We start from the raw sequence: 21643 nt of genomic DNA, 5'->3' as shown, positions 1-21643 counted from the left end.
TGACACCTTACCGCAGAATGTCAGCAAATGACGAATATATCGAATGTGTCACCAAGAAATTTGCATAATCCATGCGAATTTTCGCGTTTATGACAAAAACAAGCCCCTACAGGAACCCCAAACGCGTCGCCGTCGCCAAATCCGCACCCACCAACGACGCAATCGGATACCCCGTATGGCCACGCCCCGGAGTCACCTGCAGGGCCGTGCGCGCGCCGAGCGCCTCGTAGAAGGCGATACCCTCCTGCGCCGCAATACGCGCCGACCAGCTACCCTCAGTGCTCGTCGCCATGCGCCGCCGAGCCGAAGGGGAACGCCCATCCAAAACACCCACGTGCCAGCTCATCAGCAGATCCTCATGCGAGGAAGGACTCAGCGCAGCCTGTTCACGCACCCGCGCAGGTATGCCGTCAGCGCCGCCTCCACCAATGAAGGTGGCACCGCCACCGTGAAGCCAGTCAATATCGTGCGACAGCAGCTCATAGCTGAGGAACTCCGCACCACCCGAATAGCCCGCAAGCCAGACGCGGCTCATATCCACCCCGTACGCCAAGGAAATCTCCTCAATCAGGGCGCGAACCATCCTGCCGTTTGAGCGGGCACGAACCCACCAGTTATAGGTCAGCGGAGGCGCATAAGAATCGGTGTCGGTAAGGCGCGGCTCCCGCAGACTACCCGGCGACAGCACCGGCACCGACAGCATATTGAACTCAGCCGCCACCTGCGCCAGTTCAGCGCGCAGGGAAGAGCGGCGGCGAAGCAGGCGGCTTCCGGCGCGTGAGATGTGGTCGCCGTCGAAGTAGAGGAGCAGCCCGGGCGCCCGGCCGGTAGCGGGGTTGCTGAGCAGGTTGAGGTTATCCACGCGGTAGTAGATAGTGCGCCCTCGGTGCGAGAACGGGCGGTAACCCACAATCTCCGAAGAGGCGAGTACGAGCGGCTCAAATACCGTGGCGGCCGCTCGAACCAGGCGCGCCGCGCGGGGGAGGAGCGGATGCAACCGCGGAATGTGCGCGCTGAGCCGCCGCTGGTTGCGGTGGATCAGCGGACGACGCAGGCGGTGGCTCAACCTCTTCATGGCTCCATTGTAGGCAGAGCCTCGAAGCCGGACGCCACCTCTCGCCGCGGGCCGAGACGCCCCGGAGGCGCATGGCGCGGCTGCGCCCGAGCGTCCGAACTTTAGCGCGGGCGGCCCCCAACCTGCCCGGCGCACGGTATATGGGTACTATTAGAGAGGCTCGGGTGGCAGACGAGCCCACCGAACGCGGTCCACGTGCCGCATTTGAAGTTTACGGTGGTCAACCCACCACACAACCACCACTAGAAACACAACGCATGAGAAAGAACCTGGGGAGAGTTATGGCTAAACCCGTTAGCGAGTCGAAGGCTCAGACGAGCACCGTGAAGGTGCCGTGGGCCGGTCGTCGCGGCTACTTTGATCTGTTGCTGGCTGCATCCTGCGTCATCCTGATTATCTCGAATATTGGCGCAACCAAGGGCGTGGAGTTCGGCCCGCTGCCCTTCGATCTGCCTGTCATCGGTAACACCATCGTGACCGACGGCGGTTTCTTCCTCTTCCCCCTGGCCTACGTGATTGGCGACCTGCTCTCCGAGGTGTACGGCTTCAAGCGCGCTCGCCGCGCCATCGTGGCTTCCTTCGTGGCAGCCGCCTTTGCCGCCGTGTGCTTCCTGGTCATCATGTACCTGCCGGCCGCGGGATTCTACGAGAACCAGAAGTCCTTTGAGGCCGTTCTGGGTCCTGTGTGGCAGATTTACGCCGGCTCTCTGCTCGGCTACCTGTGCGGTCAGACCCTGAACGCCTGGGTCATGGTGTCCATGAAGAAGGCTACCAAGGGTCGTTTCCTGTGGCTGCGCATGATTGTCTCCACCCTGGTCGGAGAGCTGGTTGACACCTTGATTTTCTGCTCGATTGCGGCTCCGGTGCTCGGCATCGAGACCCCCGAGGCTTTCGTGAACTACGTGCTGGTCGGCTACGTCTACAAGTGCCTGGTTGAGGTTATCCTCATGCCCATTAGCTACCCGGTCATCGGCTGGTTTAAGCGTCACGAGCTGGAGTACGTGGCCTAGCCCCGACACCGGACTGACGCACGGGGCCGCTCGATCGTTTTGTTCGGGCGGCCTTCCTCTATTCACACTTCATTTTTCGATACACAGCATTCCTAACGAAAGCGACACGTTATGTCTATACTGCGGGAGAATACCTCTGAGCAGTCGAAGGGCGACTCCCTGAGTCGTTCCCTGTCCCACGGTCAGCTGACCATGATTGCGATGGGCTTGGCGCTGGGTACGGGTCTGTTCCTGGGCTCATCCTCCGCGATTAAGATTGCGGGCCCGGGCGCTATTGTCTCCTACGCGATTGGTTCGATGATTGCGGCGATTATCGCCGCCTGCGCGGGCGAGATGTCCGTGCGTCACCCTGTTCAGGGTGGCTTCGGAACGATTGCGAGCCGCTACCTGAACCCGTTTAGCGGCTACATCACCCGCTGGGCCTATTGGGCCTGCACCGTGCCGCTGGCCGGTGCCGAGCTGGTGGCCGTGGGTCATTACGTGGCGTTCTGGTTCCCGCAGATTCCCCTGTGGGCTTCTGTGACGTTCTTTGGCGTGCTAATCCTGGTACTGAACCTGGTGAGCGTGAAGTCCTTCGGCGCGTTGGAGTTCCTGCTCTCCTCGATTAAGGTATCTGCGGTCATCGTGTTCATGGTGATTGGCCTGCTGCTGGTGTTCGTGGGCCTGCCGAACCACGGCGCTGCGGGCGTGCAGAACCTTGTCAACGACGGCGGTTTCCTGCCGAACGGCCCCATGTCGATTTGGATTTCGATGGCCGTGGTCATGTTCTCCTTCGGCGGTGTTGAGATGATTTCGCTCTCCGCCGCGGAGGCGAAGGATCCCGCCCGCTCGGTGGCCTCCAGCGTGAAGGCGATGATTTGGCGTCTGTCCACCTTCTACGTGGTGTCCATGGCGATTATTCTGTGCCTGGTGCCGTGGCAGACGGCGGCGCAGAACTCTGACCTGACCGAGTCCCCCTTCGTGATGGTCTTCTCAGAGATGGGTATTCCCTTCGCGGCCGACATCATGAACTTTGTGGTGCTGGTGGCAGCCCTGTCGGGTGCGAACGCCTCGCTGTACGCGGCAACCCGTCTGATGCACGCCCTGGGTGCCGATAAGATGGCCCCCTCGGTTGCGGCCCGCACGACCTCCCGCGGCGTGCCGATGGTGGCCCTGCTGATTTCCTTCACCGGCGTTGTCGTGGCGACCGTGATGGCCGTGGCCAAGATCGGTAACATCTTTGCCCTGCTGATGGCTCTGGTGACCCTGTGCATACTGATTGTGTGGATTATGATTCTGCTGACCTACCAGGCCTACAAGAAGGACCAGGGGGATGCCTCCTCCTTCACGGTGCTGGGCGGCCGCTTGACGGCGGGGCTGGCCCTGGTGGGCGTGCTGGGCACCCTGGTGGCCCTGTTCATGCTGGACGGCTCGGGCGTGCAGGAATCCATCATGGTGGGCGTGGTCTTCTTCGTGCTGATTTCTATCGGCTACGTGATTGCCTCGCGCCGCCTGGGCGGGTTCAAGCGCCCCGACCTGGATGCAATGCACGAGGCCGAGGAGCTACAGACCCGAGCCACCGAGTCTTAGTCTCAAGTTGAGGTTATAGGATGGGGCGTCGCGGGCAAGAGCCGCGGCGCCCCGTCGCATCCGGTAGCTCCCGCCTCTGCCGCAGGACGTGCGAACCGGCACCCGTACAATGGAATTATTCGCGCCCGCGACCCAGCGGTTTTGACCCCTCGGTTTCTGCAGCGCGAGCACACAGCACACATCACGCCCTCGGGCGTACTGAAGGAAGGCACAGCCGTGTCCCACAATGACAGCACCCGCGGCCCCGTCGCCGCGGGAACCGCCGAGCCTCGAACCCTTAAGCGTTCCCTGTCCCACGGGCAGATGACCATGATCGTGATGGGTTCGGCTCTCGGCACCGGCCTTTTCCTGGGGTCGGGCACCGCGATTGCCATGGCCGGCCCCGCGGTTATTCTGACCTACGCCATCGGTTCGGCGCTCGCTTCGGTGATTGGCGCGGCGACCGGTGAAATGGCGATTCGCTACCCGGTGCGTGGCGGCTTCGGCACGATCGCGACCCGTTACCTGGGGCCCTTCGCGGGATTCCTGACGCGCATCGCCTACTGGACGGCGACGGTGCTGATTGCCGGCGTGGAGCTCGTGTCGGTGGCGACCTACCTGAATTATTGGTGGCCGCAGCTGCCGCTGTGGGTGGGCATCGCGGCATTCGGCGCGGCGCTGATTGTGCTGAACCTGACGAGCGTGAAGTCCTTCGGCATGCTGGAGTTCTTCCTCTCCTCAATTAAGGTCATTTCGATTGTGGCCTTCCTGCTGGTGGGCCTGTGCCTGATTTTCTTCGGCCTGCCCGGCCACGCCGCGGTGGGTACCGCAAACCTCTTCAATGACGGCGGTTTCATGCCTAACGGCCCGGAGTCGGTGTGGCTGTCGCTGGCCGTGGTGATGTTCTCCTTCGGCGGTATTGAGATGATCTCGATCTCTGCTGCGGAGGCGAAGGATCCCTCCCGTTCGGTGCGTTCCTCGGCGAAGGCGATGATGATTCGCCTGGCGACCTTCTACGTGCTGGCCGTGCTGATTGTGGTGGCCGTTATTCCGTGGCGTTCGGCATCGGGCCTGGGCGACGCTGTGGATGCTTCCCCGTTCGTTCTGGTCTTTGAACAGCTGGGCGTGCACGGCGTGGCGCACTTCGTGAACTTTGTGGTTCTGATTGCGGCCCTGTCGAGCGCGAACGCGAACCTGTACGCCGGCGCGCGTCTGCTGCACTCCCTGGCGGTTGACGGTATGGCTCCTCGACCGCTGGCCGGGGTGAACCGCGCGGGTGTGCCTGCGCGTGCCGTGTGGCTGTCGACCAGCGGCATGGTGATTGCTATTCTGCTGGCGCTGTACAGCCCCAAGGAGGCGTTCCTCTCCATGATTTTTGTGATTATGGTGTGCGCGCTGACCGTGTGGGTTCTGATTCTTTTCGCCTACATCGTGTACAAGCGCGTTGAGCCCGCCGCGCACGGGTTCCGCCTGTGGGGTGGACGCTTCACCGCCGGCGTGGGCATTGTTCTGCTTTTCGCGGTGTGGGTGGCGCTCTTTAGGGTGCGCGGTTCCGCGATTCCCTCCGTGGTGGGCGTGGGCTACTTCGTGGTGCTGAGCGTGCTGTACTTCGCTCGTATCCGTCACAGCCACACGATTGACGACCAGACGTTTGCGGAGGCGCAGCGGGCGACGGAGGGCTACGACGCGGCGCAGCACGACGCCGACCACGCCCTCGAGACCGCGGCAAAGCTGGGACGCTAACCCCCCTCGCGGTTCTCCCGCGGCGCGAACGTCAAGAAACGAAAAATACGGAAGATTAAGGCTTCTGCCGTAATATAACCGTAAAAATAACGCAGGCCCTCGAAAGAGGTCTATTATAAATAGTGAACCGTATGATCTTGTATGCGTTCAAATGTCTGTGTGTTGGATGAGGCCTGAAAGCATCGTAGCTTTCGGGCCTCATCGTTTTAATTCGAGCCAATATTTTTAGTAGTGAAATTTCCGAAGAACATAGATTTTAATGTAAATATGTGTTTATGTGTGAATTTTCCGGAGTATTTCCGAAAGGAGTAGAGTTAAAGCCATGCAAAGCCACGAAAACCCTCAGAAAACCACTTCTGCGGCCGGCGCCTCCGTCGCCACGACCGCGGCCGATGAGCTGACCGTGTACGTCCCCGCCCGCTGGGGCGACATGGACGCCTACGGACACGTCAACAACGTTGCCATGCTCTCGATCATGGAGGAGGCCCGCGTGGCCCTCTTCGGCCCGCCGCCCTCCTCGGGACAGAAACCGACCGTGGCACCCAACCCGCCCATCCCGCTTTTCGACCTGGTGCCCGAGGGCGTTCAGGCCCTCATCGCCGAGCACGGCATCCGCTACCTCGCGCAGCTGCCCTACACCGGTGAGCCCGTGCCCGTACGTGCACGCGTGGAAAAGGTGAGCGCCGCATCCGTGCGTATCGGCTACTCGATTATCTCCCCGGTGGATCAGCGCGAGTGCGTGCGCGCCTTCACCGTGCTGGCCTTCTGGGACTCCGTGGCGGGGCGACTGACTCGACTCAGCCCCGAGCAGCGAGAGCTGCTCAAGTCCTTCCTGCCGAAGGAATAAACGCGGGAGGGTACGGGCCTGCGCAGCCCGGATGGCTTGCGCGCAGGCCCGTATTCAGGCGGTGTTCACGGGAAACGCGTATGCTTAAGGTACCTTCTGCAAAGGGTGCAAAAGGTACAGCCCAGGAGAGAACAATGTCGTTTCACCACACTCAGGTAGCCCCCGCAGGCTGGGGTCGCCGCACCGTGCGCGCCACCGGATGCGCCGCCGTCCTACTCCTCGCCCTGACCGGATGCTTCGGCGGCTCCCAGAGCACCGCCGAGTCCTCCCCGAACCCCACCGCCACGGCCTCACCCACCCGCCACCCGCTGCCTTCCTCCACGGCCACGCCGACTCCGAACACGCCGACGCCGCACGCAACGACCAGGCCGACCGTCACGGAAACTACGGCCCCCGCCTCAACCGCTGATTCCGTCCCCTCCGCATCCTCGGCGGTTGCTGAGACAAAGGCAACCCCCGTCGCGGATGCCAGCCCCGCCGCCGCTGAGACGCCGCGCGCGCCCGAGAAGGTGGAGGCCGAACGCGCCTCCGCCGGCGAGCGCTGCGGGCACATTGGCCGCAAGGGCTACCTGAAGACCGGCGCGGAAATCATGGTGCTGCGCGGCACCGTGGACTGCGCCCACGCCCTGGACGTGCTGACCGAATACGTCACCACCCCGCGGGCTGACGACAACCTGACTCAGAACCAGATCGCGAAGGTGCAGGACGCCACCTGCTACTGGAACCCGCAGTACGAGATGGTCGAAAACCGCCGCGAGGATCGCGGCGCCCCCGAGTGCGCCATCGGTGAGGACACCGCCTTCGTGGCTCGCCTGCAGAACCCGGATGCCCCCGAGATTCCGTTCCTCATGGAGCCTGCCCGCTACGATTCCGGTGCCGGCTACTACCGCTTCAAGAGCTACGACGAGCGCACCGTCTGCGAGCTGAACCCCGCCGAGTCCACCCTGGCCTGCGAGCGTCGTCTGGGCGGCCAGCTCACCGACGGCAACGGCGCGGTGGGCCGCACCTTCTCGGCACCGGTGCGCGTCACCCGCATGAACTTTGCCACGGGAGCCTACGACGAGCGCGTGGAGGATGTCGCCCCCGCGACCCTGCACGCCGAGAGCACGACCGCGAACACCCTCATGCTGCGACCGAATAACGTGACGGTGTTCCCCACCGATTCCGGCAAGCAGATTACCTGCTACGGTGAGCCGGAGGAGGGCGTGATGACCTGCCACGACGGCGGAACCTACTCGGTGCCCATTGGCGGCGGCCAGTTCTAGGTCGGAGTGAGATCCCGGGCGTGACGAATCGCGGAGGGGGCTCCCCGCAATGACGGGAGCCCCCTCCGCCCATACATAGCTTGTGGAGGTGCGGCATAGCCCCCGCACAGGCGGCGTTCTAGAATGGTTAAGGAACCCGGAACCAAAGACGCAGAAAGGTCACCATGCAACCGGCACAGACCCCTCACCCGCATCGCCGGACGAAACGATACGCCCCCGCAGCCCTTGGCGCGACGCTCCTGCTCGCCCTCGCGGCCTGCTCCGGAGGCGGCGGAACCTCGGCCTCGCCGAGCACCACCGCGACCCCCAGCCCCAGCGCGACGAGCGCGAAGGCAACTCCCACCCCCAGCCCCACTCGCACCGTGACCGTCACAGAAACCACCCCGACCCCCGGAACGGTGCAGACCGCGACCGCGGAGGCGACCGTCACCCCGGGCACCATCACGACCGCAAGCGCTACGGCTACCGCGAGCGCGCAGACCGGCGGTCAGGCTCAGGCTTCTTCGACGGCCCGAGCTTCTTCGGCCCCCTCGAGCACCGCCTCGCTCTCCTCCTCCGAGGTGAAGTCCGCGGGAGGCACCTGCGGCACCCTGGAGGCCACCGGATACCTGAAGCACGACGCCACGATTCAGGTGGCTTCGGGCGCGGTGGATTGCCTCTTCGCCAAGGAACTGATTCGCCAGTTCGTAGTACAGAACCCCGCCGAGGTCACCGACAAGGCCAATGGCGAGCGTACCGTCATGTCGGCACGCTGCTACTGGAAGCCGGGCGACGGCGTGGACCGCGCGACCCCCGAGTGCGTGTCCCTGGACGGCGGTAACACCGTCATCACCGCGAAGCTGACCAACTAGCCGGCATCTCAAAGCCCGCGCGATTCAAGAGACGGACCCTACAACACGAGCGCCGCGCTGACGATTGAATCGTCAGCGCGGCGCTCATGTTATTTCGAGAAGCCCGTGCGGTGGGGTCTACGCCTCGCCGCGGGTGGCGAGCACGTCGTCCAGGCGGGCGAAGGTCGAACGCCAGGTGGTGCGCACCTCCTCGTGAACCGAGGGAGGCATGGGGCCAATCTCCACGACGATACGGGTTCCGGACCCCACGCCGTCGGCGGTAATCACGGTCTCGGGGAAGAAACGGTGACGCTGGTAGACCAGCACGCTGCCGGGGTTGCCCAGGTGATCGGGCAGCTGCTCGGCGTACTCAATCTCCTTGAAGGGCTCGATGGCCAGAAAGCGGCTCTGCAGGATGCAAGACACCGAGGGGTCCACCTCGTTGATCATGGACAGGCGCTGCATGCCGCCCACCACGGGTTCAAGCACCACGTCGGTGGGGCGCACGTGCCAGCCGGCCGGGCCGTACCAACGGACCAGCAGCTCGGGGTCCATGTACGCGCCGAAGACGTCTTCGATGGGTGCGGCAATCTCGTGGTCGAAGACGAGGAGCTCCTCGTCGGGGACGCGGGTGATGCTCATGGTTTTCTCCTGATGAGGTCGTGGGCTGTGCGGTCGGCGGGCTTAGGGCTTCTTACCGGAGTAGTAGTTACCGAGGAACTCGTCGCGGTACTCGAAGTAGGTGCCGTCCTTGATGGCCTCGCGGGCGTCGTCCACCATGCGCACGATGAAACGCTCATTGTGGATGGAGGCGAGGGTCGCCGCCAGGCGCTCGTCGGCCTTGAAGAGGTGACGCAGGTAGGCGCGGGTGTAGTGGGTGCAGGTGTAGCAGTCGCAGCCCTCGTAGATGGGCGAGAAGTCCGCCTTGAAACGCGCGTTGGTGATGTTGTAGCGGCCGGTGGGGGAGTAGACGGCGGCGTTGCGTGCCACGCGGGTGGGGGAGACGCAGTCGAAGGTGTCTACACCGTTTTCGATGCCGACGAAGATGTCGTCGGGTTCGGAGATGCCGAGCAGGTGGCGGGGCTTGGATTCGGGCAGCTCTTCGGCGCACCAGCGCACGATGGTGCCGAGGTTTTCCTTCTCGAGCGCACCACCGATGCCGAAGCCGTCGAAGGGCATGGAACCGAGGTCCTGGCAGGCCTTGCGGCGCAGGTCTTCGTACTGGGCGCCCTGAATCACGCCGAACAGCGCCTGGTAGGGCTTACCCACGCGCTCTTTGGTGAGGCGCTGGTGCTCGGCGATGCAGCGCAGCGCCCACAGGCGGGTGCGTTCGAGCGCCTCCTCCTGGTAGCCGCGGGAGTTGTAGAGGGTGGTCAGCTCGTCGAAGGCGAACATGACGTCGGCACCGATCTGGTGCTGAACCTGCATGGACACCTCGGGGGTGAAGCGGTGAATCGAGCCGTCAATGTGCGACTTGAAGTTCACGCCGTCGTCGTCAATGTGGGCGAGGCGTTCCTTACCCTTTGCCACGTCGTCGTCACCGAGGGGGCGACCGTCGGCGCCCTTAGCGTCCGCGACGGTACCCATGTCGATGACCTTCTTGAAGCCGGAGCCCAGGCTCATGACCTGGAAGCCGCCGGAGTCGGTGAAGGTGGGTCCGTCCCAGTTCATGAAGGCGCCCAGGCCGCCTGCCGCATCCAGGATTTCGGGGCCGGGCTGCAGGTACAGGTGGTAGGCGTTGGAGAGCAGAGCCTGAGCGCCGAGCTCCTTCATGGATTCGGGCAGGACCGCCTTGACGGTTGCCTTGGTGCCCACGGGGGTGAAGGCGGGGGTCTGGATCTGTCCGTGCGGGGTGGTGATGACACCGGTGCGTCCACGGAACTGTCCGCCGTTGGCTTCTACACGTTCAGCGCTGGGAGAGGCGGTGTCCGCCAGGCGGCTGGTGATGGTGAAGCCAAAGTCCTCGGTGGGGAAAGAGTTATCTAGAACGCTCATTCTTCTCTCGATTGTTTGCTTTCCGTCTGAATGTCTACACCCTAGCCTACCGGAAAACCCCGCCTCTCTTGCCGGAGGCGGGGTTCACGAGAATTTAGCTGAGGGTAGCTGATTTTAGCCGGCGAAGTCGCCGAGCATATCCACAGTCGGCACGAAGAAGAGGGTGCCGGTCACCGCGGTGCTGAAATCCAGCAGTCGGTCGTAGTTGGCGCCATCCACTCCCATGAACATGTTCTTCAGCATCTTCTGAACGGTCGAGAAGGTGCTGGCGTAGCAGATGAAGTAGGTGCCCAGCTCGTTGTTACCCACGGTGCCGAAGGGCATGTTGTCGCGAATAACCTTGAAGTCGTCACCGATATTGGCGATAGCGGAGTGCGAGTTGGCGGGCTTTTCGTCCTCGCTCATCTCGATGTCGTCGTGCTTGGAGCGGCCGATGACCTTCTCCTGCTCGGAGACAGGCAGGGCGTTCCACGCGGTCATATCGTGGATGTACTTCTGTACGAACTGGTAGCTACCGCCCCTGTACATGGGATCGCTGTCACCGATGATGCCGAAGTATTCGCGTGCCGCGGGGGTCTGCGGGTTCTCGGTGCCGTCCACAAAACCGATGATGGCGCGGCCGTCCCAGTAGCGGAAGCCGTGTACCTCATCCAGTACCTCGGCAATATCGCGCAGAGCCGCGGTAATAGCGGACGCCATATCGTAGGCGACCGAAGGCTGAGTCGCGCGGATGTGGAAGTGCAAATCACCGGGAGTGGACACCGCGGTGTGCTTATGGCCCCTAATCTCCTCGAACTCCACAAGCTCCTGCGGCAGCGGCTTGGGCAGATCCAGGGTCAGCCACGCGCTGTGGCTGATACCCAGCACAATGCTGGCGTTCTCGGGCGAGTAGCGGTTTGCGGCGGTGTGGTTGAGGTTAATGACGAGCCCGCAGAGGTTCTGGAACCCCTCAATGAGCGCATCCTGGCTGAGGCCTTCCTTGAACTTCCACACCATGAAAATGGTGTTAGCGTTCGGGCTGGCAGTGACCTGTTGTGATTCTGAAGCAAGCATAAAATTCACCGTACGCCCGCGCGCACGCCCCCGCAATGAACCCAGCCCTAACATACCGCCCGGTCTCTAGTAGCCGCGGTGCGAAGCGATATCGCGAGCATGGGCCAGGCGCGCGGCGGTCTCGAGAATAATCCAGGCCTGCAGCTGCGTGGAGAACTCTACGGGCACGCCGGGCTTGAGCGCCTCGCTCGTGGCCTGCGTGAAGCGCGGGGAGAACTGCACGAGCGCCCGACCGCGAATCTCGTTGGGGTCGATGCCCAGCTCGTTCATCGGCAGGTTCGGGTCGAATTCGCGGCGGCCCTCCCACAGGGCGCGGGCGGTCGAGTAGATAAGGCTGGAGGCCAGGGCGCGGGCCTCGTCGCTCAGCAGGGGCGAGGATGCCGCCATGCCCAGGTAGCGCACCAGGATACCGGTGAAGAGGCCGCCATCGCCGTCGCCGTGCGAGATGAGGATGCGGCGGCGCGCTCCGGAGACAAATTCGACCTCCTCGGTCATGTGCTTCACGATGCCCACAATGAGGCGCTCCGCACGCTCGATAGGGTCCACCTCGCAGGGCACGCCGGAGGCGGCCAGGGTTAGCAGGGCACCCAGTGCGGTGCCCTGGTTGTAGGTGTACTCGCCGCGTTCGAGCTCGTACTCCTCGCCGCGAACGTTCACGCCGTCCATATAGAGCGAACGTTCTGCGTCCCAGAGGGTTGCGTTCATCCAGTCAATGAGGGCGGCGGCGGTGTGCGGGTCACCCGCGCGAGCGTATGCGATAGCTGCCGGTGCGGTGGCCGCGGCGTTCACGAAGTCGCGCTTGGACTTGCGCCAGCTCATGCCTCCGCCGGGCGCGAAGCCCTTGGCGAGCTGCTCGAAGAGGGCGGCCCCGGCGTCCTGTGCGGCCACGTCGTTTGCGCCGGTCAGCTCAATCGAGAAGGAGTTCATGCGGCCCACCGCGAGGGTCAGCCAGGCCATGTCGTCAAAGTAGTCGTTGGCGTAGCGGCCAAGGTTGCGCACGTTGATGCCGCGCAGCAGCGAGCGGGCACGGTGCAGCTGCTCCTGAGCCTCAGTGATGCGACCCTCGCGCAGGTGGCGCTGGCCGGCGTCGATGATGCACTCGAGCAGGTGGGCCTGCCACCAGTAGTGCCACGTGTTCAGGCGCTGGCTCAGCGGGCGGGGGTCGGGTACCTGAATGGATCCGATGAGCGCTCCGGGCACGCCGAGGATGCGGTGCACGAAGGTGTCGGTGACGCTGACGGCTGCGGCCTCGGCGTGGGAGGAGGTGCGTTCCGCGTACTCGCTCATAGATGCCGGGGAGTGCGCGGTGTGGGAAGACGGCTGGGAATTCACGGTGCCCTCTATATGTGTACGGTGAAGTCTTACTTCTGCATTATCGCATTTTTTGGTGCCGGGTCATCACCGGTCCCTCCGGGGGTTCAGCTTGCCTCCCACACCGCACTGTTCTTGCTCTCCCATGCACTTAATGTGCGACCGCTACGCAGGCTGATGGGCTCGCCGGTGATGGGATGTTCGAAGCTCAAAGTGTAGGCCAGCAGTTGCAGCGGGCGCTCGGGGCGGTCGGGTCCGTCGGGGAGCACACGCGGGTAGAGTACGTCCCCAAGAATCGGGGCGCCCAGCAGGTTCAGGTGCGCTCGCAGCTGATGGGTCTTACCGGTGTGCGGGGCGAGGTCGTAGAGGCCCCACGGGCGACCGGATTCGACGCCCCAGGCCTCGGCCTCGGCCGGGTTGGGGGTGAAGGTTTCCAGGATGCGCGCGGTGGTGAGGGTGTTCGGCTCCACGCCCCGCGCCACGCACTCCGTCTCTGAGAGCTGCCGGACCTGCAACACGTCGCGCACCTTCTGAATGTGTGAACGCACCCGCAGCCCCTCCGCGCTCAGGGCTTGTTCGGCGGCGGTGGGGTCGGCGGGCACCGGGGCCACAGCGCGGTAGGTCTTCGATACCAGGCGGTGCTGGAACATCATCTGGAAGGGGCGGCGCGCCTGAACGGTTTTGGCGAAGAGTAACACCCCGGCGGTGGGGCGGTCGAGTCGGTGAATTGGGATGAGCAGCGGGTTGCCCTCGCGCACGCGTAGCTTGGTCAGCGCGGTCTGCGCGATATAGGAACCGCGCGGGGTGGTGGGCAGAAAGTGGGGTTTGTCGATGGCCAGCACGTGCTCGTCCTCGTAGAGTACCGGCATGTCGGAGGGGAGTTCGGGCTCATCGGCGAGCTCGCGGAAGTACCAGATGCGCTCGCCGGGCGCGTAGGGGCTGGAGGCGGTCAGCACCGTGCCGTCATCCAGGCGCACCTCGCCGGTTTCGAAGCGGGAGTGAATAATCTGCGGGTCGTTCGGGTAGAAGCGCGCGATGAGGTAGTCGGCAATCGTAGCGGGGGCGCGTCCGCCGGGGGCGAGTTCCTCCGGGAGCTCCTCGGGGTGGGGGAGCACGAGCTGGATGGGGTCGATGCCGTTCTTCTGCGCCAGCGGAGGGGTCAGCAGGCGGCGATGCGTGCGGCGGGCGGGCTTGGCATGCCGCGCGGAGGTTTTCTGCACGGAGGTTTTCTGCACGGAGGCGCTCCGAGCAGAGGTGCTCAGCTCCGGGATGTTACGGGCCCTCGGCGTGTCGCGGTGGGAATCGTGGGTGGGCATGGCTCTACTGTACCGGTTGGTGCGGTGGCCTAGAGGAATCGCAGATTTATCTGACACTCATCTGCGCTTGTGGGAATAGGTGGGGATAAAAACGAAATACTCACACATTTTTGAAAATATTCGGGATTTAATTTAAAAAAATAAAGCTAATTTTACAAAAACAAATGAATATATACGTTATTTTCGAAAACCCTGTCAAACCATCAGTAATAAATACTTCATTTAGAGTATATAGCCCATTGCAGATTAAAAGATGTGAAGCGTATAGAGACCTGGTAGGCTGAATAGCCTACGTCATAAATACTTTTAAAAAGGCTGAGAAGCGCATTAAAGCGTTACGATTAAGACACAGAAGTTCGAAAAATCGAACGAAGGGGTCGAAATGGGACAGAAACAGCGTAAGGAAGCAGAGATTAAAGGAACTCCCCCGGTTGCACCGGTACAATCTGACACTTCACACGCACCTCAAGGCACAGTCGCCGAGGCTAAAGTTTCTGCGCCGTTCACCGAACAGGGCGCAGAACACCGCACCACGGGTGCGTTGCGAATGGAACCGCACGAGCGTGAAGAGCAGATTCTTCAGGTGGCTTCGGAACACTTTGCGCGCAAGGGCGTGCTCGGCGCGTCCATGAGCGCCATCGCCCGCGATGCGGGCATCACCCGCGCGCTACTCTACCACTACTTCCCCGGCAAGGACTCGCTCGCCGCGGCGGTCACCCGCCGCGAGGCCAAGGCGGTTCTCGAGGCGTTGGGCGAGCATCACGAGAACCCCGAAGAGGCTCTGCGCAACGCACTGCGCACGTACTTCCTCGTGGTGGCGGGCGTCCCCACCCCCGGCGGTGAGGACTTCCCCAATAACCCCACGGACTACCTCGAATGGATGCTCAAGCGTACCGGCATGCCGATTAACGACCGCACCCGCGTCATTCTCGGCGGCTGGTTGCAGCTCGTGGATTACTTCGCCCTGCACGTGGTGCAGCTCAATCCCCGCGACCAGCGCACCGTGCGCACCCGCGGTCTGGGGCTGGAAGAAGCCATTGACCTGTGCCTGGGTGCCGTCGATACCCTCACCGGAGGCTACTAGCCTCACGGTCCGCAAACTTCCCTCTCCGATGTTTGGTTGCAGGATTCGACGACAATGGGGCCGCGGATCCCCGGACGGATATTCCTCCGCCGGGCCCCCGGGCTCGAGCCGGTGGGCCGAGGTATCGCGCCACGGCCCACCGTCTCGAGGACCCCGAGAGCGCGGCGGATTCCGGGAATACCATCCGGTTTGTGAGTAGGGAACGCAGAGCGCCCCGCACCTCCCTCATGGGGAGGCGCGGGGCGCTTTGTCGTGCGCGGAAGGCCCCCTGCGGATGCCTCGCCGCGTCGGGGAGCTTAGGAGCCTAAACCGGTACGGGCGAGCCGGCGCTAGAGAGGTCGGCGCATGGAGAGCCCGCGCACCGTGGCGTAGAACCCCTGATGCTGCAGGGCGCGGCGCAGAATCTGCACCGGATCCTCACCCTGCCGGTTGAGGGTGGGGGAGTCGGTGAGAAGCTCCACGTCGTTGACCTTCTCAATCGAGATCTTATCCATGCCGCCCGAGTCCATCATGCGCGCGATGGCCGGGGCGGCCGCCTCGAGCAGAACCGGGTCGGTCGTAAAGATGAGCAGGGTCTTCGCGCCGCGCTCCAGGTAGAGCACAGGTGCACCATCCACGAGCACCACGCAGGCGCCGGCCTTGCGAGCCGGGCGGTGCCGCAGGGGTGCCGAGCCCTCCGAGAGCTTCGACAGCTCGGGCCAGGCGAGGGCGGCACCGTAGGGGTTGGCCGGGTCCGTGGTGGCCAGAAGCGTCACCGTGAACGTGCCGAACACCTCCTCGGTCGCGGTGCGGCGCGGTCGCTCATCGCGCGGGCCGAGGCGGTCGGCCGCCGAGCGTAGCGCATCCACCGTGGCGGGGGCCGCGAACTGTGCGGCGCCCAGGCCCTCGATAAAGTAGCCGCGGCGCACGAGCGCACGGTCCTCGGCCTCGGAGTAGATGCGGTAGAGCTGGCTGAAGCCGCCGGGGGAGTCCTCGCCCTGCAGGCAACCGCGCGTAAGCACTCCGTAGCGGTCCAAGAGCAGGTCGGCGCGCGCCAGAGCAGCCACCGTGGGGTCCAGAGGCTCGCCCAGTAGGGAGTCTATGCGAGAGAAGCGGCCGCTATCCTGCGGGGCCACCGGCGAGGGACCGCCCCCGGCGTACCCGCCGCGCAGGGAACGGCCCATCGAGGCTCGCGCCGCCGCGATGCGGCCGGCTCCGCGGCGACCCACCCGCGAGAGGCGAGGGGCGGCCGCCGGGGTCGGATGCGCGCTCCTGACCCCCGCAAGCGTCGCGCGAACCGGGCCGAAGGAATCGTTCGTCAGCACGCCGGCCCACACGAGGCGCCACAGGGCGCTCGAGAGCTCGGCGGCATCCGGGAAGGAGACCGTCTGGCCGGGGGCCGCCGCCCCACCGAGAATCTGAACGACCCGCTCGCGCAGGGCCGGCACGAAGAGGCCGCCGTGGGCGAGCGCTTCGTGGATTGCGTGCTCGAGGGTGCCGGGGGTCTGCAGGCGCTCGAGGAGCTCGGGCTCCTCCTCCCGCAGAAAATCCGCGGGGTAGCCGGGGCCCAGGGTGAGCGGCGCGCTCTCGCTCAGGTGCAGGCGAATCCAGCCGTCGGAGCGCTGGGAGGCGCCGCCGAGTCGACCGGCCCCGGTGAAGAAGACGCGGCCGGTCATCATGAGCTCGTCGAGCAGGTGCGGGCGGTAACCCTTCACACGGGCCGGCAGGATGAGCGTTTCCAGGGCGGAGGCGGGCATGCGCACGCCGGCCAGCTGGTCGATGGCGGTCAGCAGCTCCTCCTGCAGGGCGGGCTCGTCGAGGCCTTGTGCGCCGTTCGGCGCGCCGGCCTGTTCCTCCCGGGCGCTCTCGGGCGCGGCGGAAGTGAGGGGCGCGGGCGCCTCGTCGATAATTCGGGCCGTGCGTTGCGGCTCGAGGTATGCGCCGTAGGCGCTCGCCTCGGCCAGGGGTCGGGCCACGCGCACCGATAAAGAACGAACGTTCTGCCATGCGGGTAGGAAGAACCCGTAGGCCCGCGCGGGGACCGGTTCAATCTCCTGCCGTAGCGCCGCCAGCGAGCGGGCGCGAATCGTGCGCAGAACCTGCACATCCACCCACTCGGGGGAGCCGTCCGGCCCCTCGGCCCGCTCGGAGGCGCCCCGCAGCACCTCGGGCAGGAACTCGCCGGAGGTCACGCGCCGCTGGCGCTGCAGGCGCAGCAGCACGGGGAGAAGCACGCCGGTGCCCATCGGGGTCAAGCGCGAGAAGTGGGCCGCAGCCTCGTGCACTCCGAAGGGAATGTGGGTGCGGGCAAAACGGGAGACCAGGTCCTCGAGCGGTTCGGCCACCGGCTCCAGGAAGGCGAGCGGTAGCGCCGCGGCGGGCATAATGCCCAGGCCGTCGCGCAGGCGGGCCGCATCCTCAACCGCGGCGTAGTAGAGCTGCGGGCCGCTTTCCGGGGTCCCCGGCCCCTCGAAGGAATAGGCGCGCCGCGCGTGCACGAGTCGCTCGGCCAGCTCGCGGGCGTACTCCTCGCTCACCGGGGGTTCCGCGGGGCGGTGCTCGTCGGGTCGATCCGGAGTTGCTGGCTCGGGCTCGGCAGACTCCGGGCGGAGTCGCTCGGCCAGCTCGCGGGCGCTCAACGGGCCCAGCTGTCGCAGCAGGTCCGCCGCGCCCTCCACCCCGGAGGCCCGGTAGCGTTCGCCCGTGCGCTGCAGGCGGGCCAGGGTCTGCGTCAGCACCGCAGGGTCCAGCAGCTCGCGCAGCCCGGTTGTGCCCAAAAGCTCCGCGAGCATGGCCGGGTCCAGGGCTAGGGCGGCGGCGCGGCGCTCGGCGGCGGGCGCATCCGCATCGTAGAGGTGCTCGGCCACGTACTCGAAGAGCAGGGTGCGGGCGAAGGGCGAAGGAGCCTCGGTCTCCACCTCCATCAGGGCAATACTGCGAGACTCCAGGGCGCGGTGCACCTGCAGTAGGGCCGGCAGATCGTACACGTCTTGCAGGCACTCGCGGGCGGTCTCCAGCAGGATGGGGAACTCGGGGTACTTGCGGGCCACGTCCAGAAGCTGCGCGGCGCGCTGACGCTGCTGCCAGAGCGGCGTGCGCTTGCCGGGATTACGCCGGGGCAGTAGCAGGGCGCGGGCCGCGTTCTCGCGGAAGCGCGAGCCGAAAAGAGCCGAATCGGCCACGCTATCGGTGACGATGCCCTCCAGCTCTTCGGGGTCGAAGAGGAAGAGGTCGGCCCCTGGCGGAACGTCCTCCAACGCGGGCAGACGCAGGATGATGCCGTCGTCAGCCGCCATGACCGAGGCGTCCACGCCGTAGCGTTCGATAATGCGGGCGCGCACCGCGAGGGCCCAGGGGGCGTGCACCGAGTAGCCCAGGGGCGAGTGGAGAATCAGCCGCCAATCGCCCAGCTCGTCGCGGTGACGTTCCACGATGAGGCGCCGGTCGGAGGGAACGGCACCCGTGGATTCGCGCTGCTCGCGTAGGTAGGCCAGCAGGTTGTCCACGGCCCAGCGGTCCAGGCCGAGCTGCTCGAGCTGCCGGCGGGCGGCGGGTGCATCCGCGGCCTCCAGAGAGGCGAGGGCTCGGGTGAAGGCACCCGTTTGCAGGCCCAGGGCGTAGGGGCGTCCTGCGCGGTCGCCGTGCCAGAAGGGCAGGCGCGCGGGCAGGCCGGGGGCGGGGGTGACACGCACCGCGTCGTGGGTGATTTCCTCGATGCGCCAGCTGCTGGCGCCGAGGGTGATGACCTCGCCGGCCCGGGATTCGTAGACCATTTCCTCGTCGAGCTCGCCGACGCGCTTGGGGCCGCGTTCCTCGTCCCCGCCGACGAGGTAGACGGGAAAGAGACCGCGGTCGGGGATGGTTCCACCGCTCGTGACGGCGAGGCGCTGAGCCCCGGGGCGGCCCTCGATACTGCCGGAGGGTGCCTGCTCGGTGGGGGTTCGATCCCAGAGGATGCGCGGGCGCAGCTCGGCGAACTCGTCGGAGGGGTAGCGGCCGGCGAGCATTTCGAGCGTGGCGTCGAAGAGGGCGCGGGGCAGCTCGGAGTAGGGGGCGCTGCGGCGCAGGGCCTCGTACCAGGAGTCAACGCTGATGGGCCCAAGGGCGCAGGCGGCCACGGTCTGCTGGGCGAGCACGTCCAGGGGGTTGGCGGGGATTGCGAGCGGCTCGAGGGTGCCGCTGCGCATGCCCGCGAGGGTCACGGTCGCCCCGAGGAGGTCGCCGCGGTGCTTGGGATAGAAGACGCCGCGGGAGATATCGCCCACGCGGTGGCCGGCGCGGCCCACGCGTTGCAGGGCGGAGGCGACGGAGGGAGGCGCGGCCACCTGAATAACGAGGTCCACGTGGCCCATATCGATACCCAGCTCGAGGGAGCTGGTGGCCACCACGCAGCGCAGGGTTCCGCCTTTGAGTGCCTCCTCGATGAGGGTGCGCTGTTCCTTGGAGACAGAGCCGTGGTGGGCGCGGGCCAGGGGAGGCACGGCCTCGGGGGAGTTCACATCGGTCTGTGCGGCGTACTCCTCGGGGTCGACGCCGCGGCGGGCGAGCTCTCGGCGCAGGTGAATGTCGTTGAGCGCCGCGGTGAGCTTTTCGGCGAGCCCGCGGGAGTTCACGAAGACGATCGTAGAACGGTTGTTCTCGATGTGGTCGACGATGCGTTCCTGAACGCGGGGCCAGATGGAGGTCTCGGCGCGGCCCTCCGTCCCGCCTGAGGCCTCCGCGTAGGCCTCTGCGGGGTCAAGAACGGCGTTGAGGTCGAAGGATGCGAGCTCCTCCGCGCCCGTTCCGCCCGTTCCGTCGGTTTCATCCCCGGGCGCTCCGGGGGCCTCGGAGCCGGCCGAGGGCGCGGTGGGGAAAACCCCGATGGCATCCTCGAGGGTGTAGCCGGAGGGGCTTTCTGCGGAAGGGTTGGCGGAGGGAGCGGCAACGGGCATGGCGGCGGGAAAGGCCGGTTTCGGCGCGCCTCCAGCTGCCTCGCCCGGCCCGTAGAGCCCCTGCCCGTAATCGTTTGCCCCGCCGAGGGCCTCCATATCGGGAACGGGAACGCTCAGGCTCAGGTCCCAGCGCTTGGGTACCGGTTTGCTGACGATGTTCACGGGCTGCACGCCGCCCAGAAAACGGGCCACAGCGTCGGGGTTCTCGATGGTTGCGGAGAGCCCGATGCGCTGGGCGGGCTCGGGCAGGAGTGCGTCCAGGCGCTCGAGGGAAACGGCCAGGTGCGCCCCGCGCTTGGTGGCGGCTAGGTTGTGAATCTCATCCACGATGACCGTGGTGACGCCGGAGAGGGTGTCGCGGGCGGCGCTGGTGAGCATGAGGTAGAGGGATTCGGGGGTGGTGATGAGAATGTCCGGCGGGTTGCTGATGAGCTGGCGGCGCTCGCGGGCGGGGGTGTCGCCGCTACGCACACCCATGGTGATGAGGGGCTCCTCCGGCGCGTTTTCGGCGTCTGCGGCGCTCAGCCGCGTGATGCCGGCCAGCGGTGCCCGCAGGTTGCGCTCGACGTCGGCACCGAGGGCTTTGAGGGGCGAGATGTAGAGAATCCGCGTGCCGCGCGGAGGCTGTGCGGCGCCGGCGGCCCGCTCGCGGTGTTCGCGGTAGAGGGCGTCGAGGGACCAGAGGAAGGCTGCGAGGGTCTTGCCCGAGCCGGTGGGCGCAATGATGAGGGTGTTGCGGCCCTCGCGGATGCTCTCCCATGCGCCTTCCTGCGCGGCGGTGGGCGTGCTGAAGGCGCGGCGGAACCACTCGCGTACGGGGGCGGAGAAGTGGGAGAGTGCATCGGTCATGCTTCAATTATGACGCGTGTTACGGGTCACTTGATTTACGGGTGGTGCGGGGGTGATGATGACTTGACAGGTAACGCACGGACCCCACAATATTTTACTTGTAAAATAATTTAAGAACTCAGCAAAGGAATCATCATGACCCGCCTGAACGAAGAACAGCTCGTCGCGCTCTTCCACGAGCCTCGCACCGCCTACTCCTTCACCGACGAGCCCGTCACCGACGAACAGCTGCGCCGCATCCAGGAGCTCACCTTCTACGGCCCCAGTGCCTTCAACAGCCAGCCCCTGCGCATCACCTGGATCAAGAGCCCCGAGGCCCGCGAGCGCCTCATCTCCCACCTGGTGGACGGCAACAAGCCCAAGGCCGAATCCGCACCCATGATTGCATTGCTCTCGGCAGACCACGGCTGGGTCGAGAAGGCCGACACCTTCAACCCCCGCTCCGCGGAGTTCATTAAGGGCTACTACGCTGACGAAAATCTAGCTAAGCCCACCGCCGACCTCAACGCACACGTCCAGGCTGGCTACTTCATCACCGCGATTCGCGCCCTCGGTCTAGACGCCGGCCCCATGACCGGTGCAGACTTTGAAGGCCTGAAGAAGGAGTTCCTGGCCGGTACCAACGAGCAGCCCTTCCTGGTCGTCAACATCGGCCACGGCATCCCCTCCGGCCACGATCGTTCCGCACGCTTCAGCCACGAGGAAGCCACCCGCTCCGTCTAAGGCGCATAACCTTGAGCCTAAGAATTAGGCTTAGAAATAGTTCAAGGGCGGTTCCCCGTGACGGGGAACCGCCCTTGAACT

Annotated in this window: 15 protein-coding genes; 8 read left to right on the top strand and 7 right to left on the bottom strand. The window is 65.3% G+C overall.

What is annotated here, in order from left to right; genetic code table 11:
- Positions 1-106: 106 nt before the first annotated feature.
- Positions 107-1075 (bottom strand): hypothetical protein, encoded by a 969-nt coding sequence (locus tag HMPREF2874_RS00200; RefSeq protein ID WP_070648315.1) that lies wholly within the window; start codon positions 1073-1075, stop codon positions 107-109.
- 281 nt (positions 1076-1356) lie between these two features.
- On the opposite strand from HMPREF2874_RS00200, the gene HMPREF2874_RS00195 reads away from it, so the two are divergent.
- From HMPREF2874_RS00195 to HMPREF2874_RS00170, 6 genes are all read left to right on the top strand, one after another.
- Positions 1357-2085 carry a queuosine precursor transporter gene (locus HMPREF2874_RS00195; RefSeq protein WP_070648313.1) on the top strand — a complete coding sequence of 243 codons (729 nt, stop codon included), beginning with the start codon at positions 1357-1359 and terminating at the stop codon, positions 2083-2085.
- Between the two features lie 111 nt (positions 2086-2196).
- A complete protein-coding gene (locus tag HMPREF2874_RS00190; protein ID WP_070648311.1) occupies positions 2197-3654 on the top strand; it encodes an amino acid permease in 1458 nt (485 codons plus the stop codon).
- Positions 3655-3870: 216 nt separating this feature from the next.
- Positions 3871-5376, top strand: a complete 1506-nt coding sequence (locus HMPREF2874_RS00185; RefSeq protein WP_070483347.1) for an amino acid permease — start codon at positions 3871-3873, stop codon at positions 5374-5376.
- Positions 5377-5698: 322 nt separating this feature from the next.
- On the top strand, positions 5699-6223 hold the full coding sequence (locus HMPREF2874_RS00180; RefSeq protein WP_070648309.1) for an acyl-CoA thioesterase: 525 nt from the start codon (positions 5699-5701) through the stop codon (positions 6221-6223).
- A 134-nt stretch (positions 6224-6357) separates the two neighbouring features.
- Positions 6358-7488, top strand: a complete 1131-nt coding sequence (locus HMPREF2874_RS00175) for a phosphoglycerol transferase (protein ID WP_070648308.1) — start codon at positions 6358-6360, stop codon at positions 7486-7488.
- 164 nt (positions 7489-7652) lie between these two features.
- Complete coding sequence (locus HMPREF2874_RS00170) at positions 7653-8339, top strand: hypothetical protein (RefSeq protein ID WP_070648306.1); 687 nt, start codon at positions 7653-7655, stop codon at positions 8337-8339.
- A gap of 117 nt (positions 8340-8456) precedes the next feature.
- Here HMPREF2874_RS00170 and HMPREF2874_RS00165 read toward each other — a convergent pair whose 3' ends face one another.
- The 5 genes from HMPREF2874_RS00165 to HMPREF2874_RS00145 all read right to left on the bottom strand — a co-directional run bounded on the left by HMPREF2874_RS00165 (position 8457) and on the right by HMPREF2874_RS00145 (position 13993).
- Positions 8457-8960: an SRPBCC family protein gene (locus HMPREF2874_RS00165; RefSeq protein WP_070483353.1), complete on the bottom strand. Its 504-nt coding sequence runs from the start codon at positions 8958-8960 to the stop codon at positions 8457-8459.
- Between the two features lie 42 nt (positions 8961-9002).
- On the bottom strand, positions 9003-10313 hold the full coding sequence (gene tgt / locus HMPREF2874_RS00160; protein ID WP_070483355.1) for a tRNA guanosine(34) transglycosylase Tgt: 1311 nt from the start codon (positions 10311-10313) through the stop codon (positions 9003-9005).
- A 114-nt stretch (positions 10314-10427) separates the two neighbouring features.
- On the bottom strand, positions 10428-11366 hold the full coding sequence (locus HMPREF2874_RS00155; protein ID WP_070648304.1) for a Dyp-type peroxidase: 939 nt from the start codon (positions 11364-11366) through the stop codon (positions 10428-10430).
- Positions 11367-11432: 66 nt separating this feature from the next.
- The gene (locus HMPREF2874_RS00150) at positions 11433-12698 is read right to left on the bottom strand and encodes a glycoside hydrolase family 76 protein (RefSeq protein WP_083298875.1); all 1266 of its coding nucleotides are present in this window, start codon (positions 12696-12698) and stop codon (positions 11433-11435) included.
- An 86-nt stretch (positions 12699-12784) separates the two neighbouring features.
- Positions 12785-13993 (bottom strand): pseudouridine synthase, encoded by a 1209-nt coding sequence (locus tag HMPREF2874_RS00145; protein WP_083309796.1) that lies wholly within the window; start codon positions 13991-13993, stop codon positions 12785-12787.
- 382 nt (positions 13994-14375) lie between these two features.
- Here HMPREF2874_RS00145 and HMPREF2874_RS00140 point away from each other — a divergent pair, with 382 nt between their 5' ends.
- Entirely contained in the window at positions 14376-15077 is a 702-nt protein-coding gene (locus tag HMPREF2874_RS00140) for a TetR/AcrR family transcriptional regulator (protein WP_246823724.1), read from the top strand.
- 329 nt (positions 15078-15406) lie between these two features.
- On the opposite strand, the gene HMPREF2874_RS00135 is transcribed toward HMPREF2874_RS00140, so the two are convergent.
- Positions 15407-20839, bottom strand: a complete 5433-nt coding sequence (locus tag HMPREF2874_RS00135) for a DEAD/DEAH box helicase (protein ID WP_070648302.1) — start codon at positions 20837-20839, stop codon at positions 15407-15409.
- Positions 20840-20974: 135 nt separating this feature from the next.
- Here HMPREF2874_RS00135 and HMPREF2874_RS00130 point away from each other — a divergent pair, with 135 nt between their 5' ends.
- Positions 20975-21562, top strand: coding sequence for a malonic semialdehyde reductase (locus HMPREF2874_RS00130; protein ID WP_070648301.1), 588 nt, complete (start codon positions 20975-20977; stop codon positions 21560-21562).
- Positions 21563-21643: the final 81 nt, after the last annotated feature.

Source organism: Rothia sp. HMSC068F09 (assembly GCF_001812775.1).
GTDB lineage: Bacteria > Actinomycetota > Actinomycetes > Actinomycetales > Micrococcaceae > Rothia > Rothia mucilaginosa_A.
Note: the sequence above shows the minus strand (reverse complement) of the source record. Positions and strands in the feature narration are given on the sequence as shown.

Excerpts from the sequence above, each read along its gene's own strand:
- HMPREF2874_RS00200 (WP_070648315.1), bottom strand. The coding sequence starts at position 1,075 with ATGAAGAGGTTGAGCCACCGCCTGCGTCGTCCGCTGATCCACCGCAAC.
- HMPREF2874_RS00195 (WP_070648313.1), top strand. The coding sequence starts at position 1,357 with ATGGCTAAACCCGTTAGCGAGTCGAAGGCTCAGACGAGCACCGTGAAG.
- HMPREF2874_RS00190 (WP_070648311.1), top strand. The coding sequence starts at position 2,197 with ATGTCTATACTGCGGGAGAATACCTCTGAGCAGTCGAAGGGCGACTCC.
- HMPREF2874_RS00180 (WP_070648309.1), top strand. The coding sequence starts at position 5,699 with ATGCAAAGCCACGAAAACCCTCAGAAAACCACTTCTGCGGCCGGCGCC.
- HMPREF2874_RS00175 (WP_070648308.1), top strand. The coding sequence starts at position 6,358 with ATGTCGTTTCACCACACTCAGGTAGCCCCCGCAGGCTGGGGTCGCCGC.
- HMPREF2874_RS00170 (WP_070648306.1), top strand. The coding sequence starts at position 7,653 with ATGCAACCGGCACAGACCCCTCACCCGCATCGCCGGACGAAACGATAC.
- HMPREF2874_RS00165 (WP_070483353.1), bottom strand. The coding sequence starts at position 8,960 with ATGAGCATCACCCGCGTCCCCGACGAGGAGCTCCTCGTCTTCGACCAC.
- tgt (WP_070483355.1), bottom strand. The coding sequence starts at position 10,313 with ATGAGCGTTCTAGATAACTCTTTCCCCACCGAGGACTTTGGCTTCACC.
- HMPREF2874_RS00155 (WP_070648304.1), bottom strand. The coding sequence starts at position 11,366 with ATGCTTGCTTCAGAATCACAACAGGTCACTGCCAGCCCGAACGCTAAC.
- HMPREF2874_RS00145 (WP_083309796.1), bottom strand. The coding sequence starts at position 13,993 with ATGCCCACCCACGATTCCCACCGCGACACGCCGAGGGCCCGTAACATC.
- HMPREF2874_RS00140 (WP_246823724.1), top strand. The coding sequence starts at position 14,376 with ATGGGACAGAAACAGCGTAAGGAAGCAGAGATTAAAGGAACTCCCCCG.
- HMPREF2874_RS00135 (WP_070648302.1), bottom strand. The coding sequence starts at position 20,839 with ATGACCGATGCACTCTCCCACTTCTCCGCCCCCGTACGCGAGTGGTTC.
- HMPREF2874_RS00130 (WP_070648301.1), top strand. The coding sequence starts at position 20,975 with ATGACCCGCCTGAACGAAGAACAGCTCGTCGCGCTCTTCCACGAGCCT.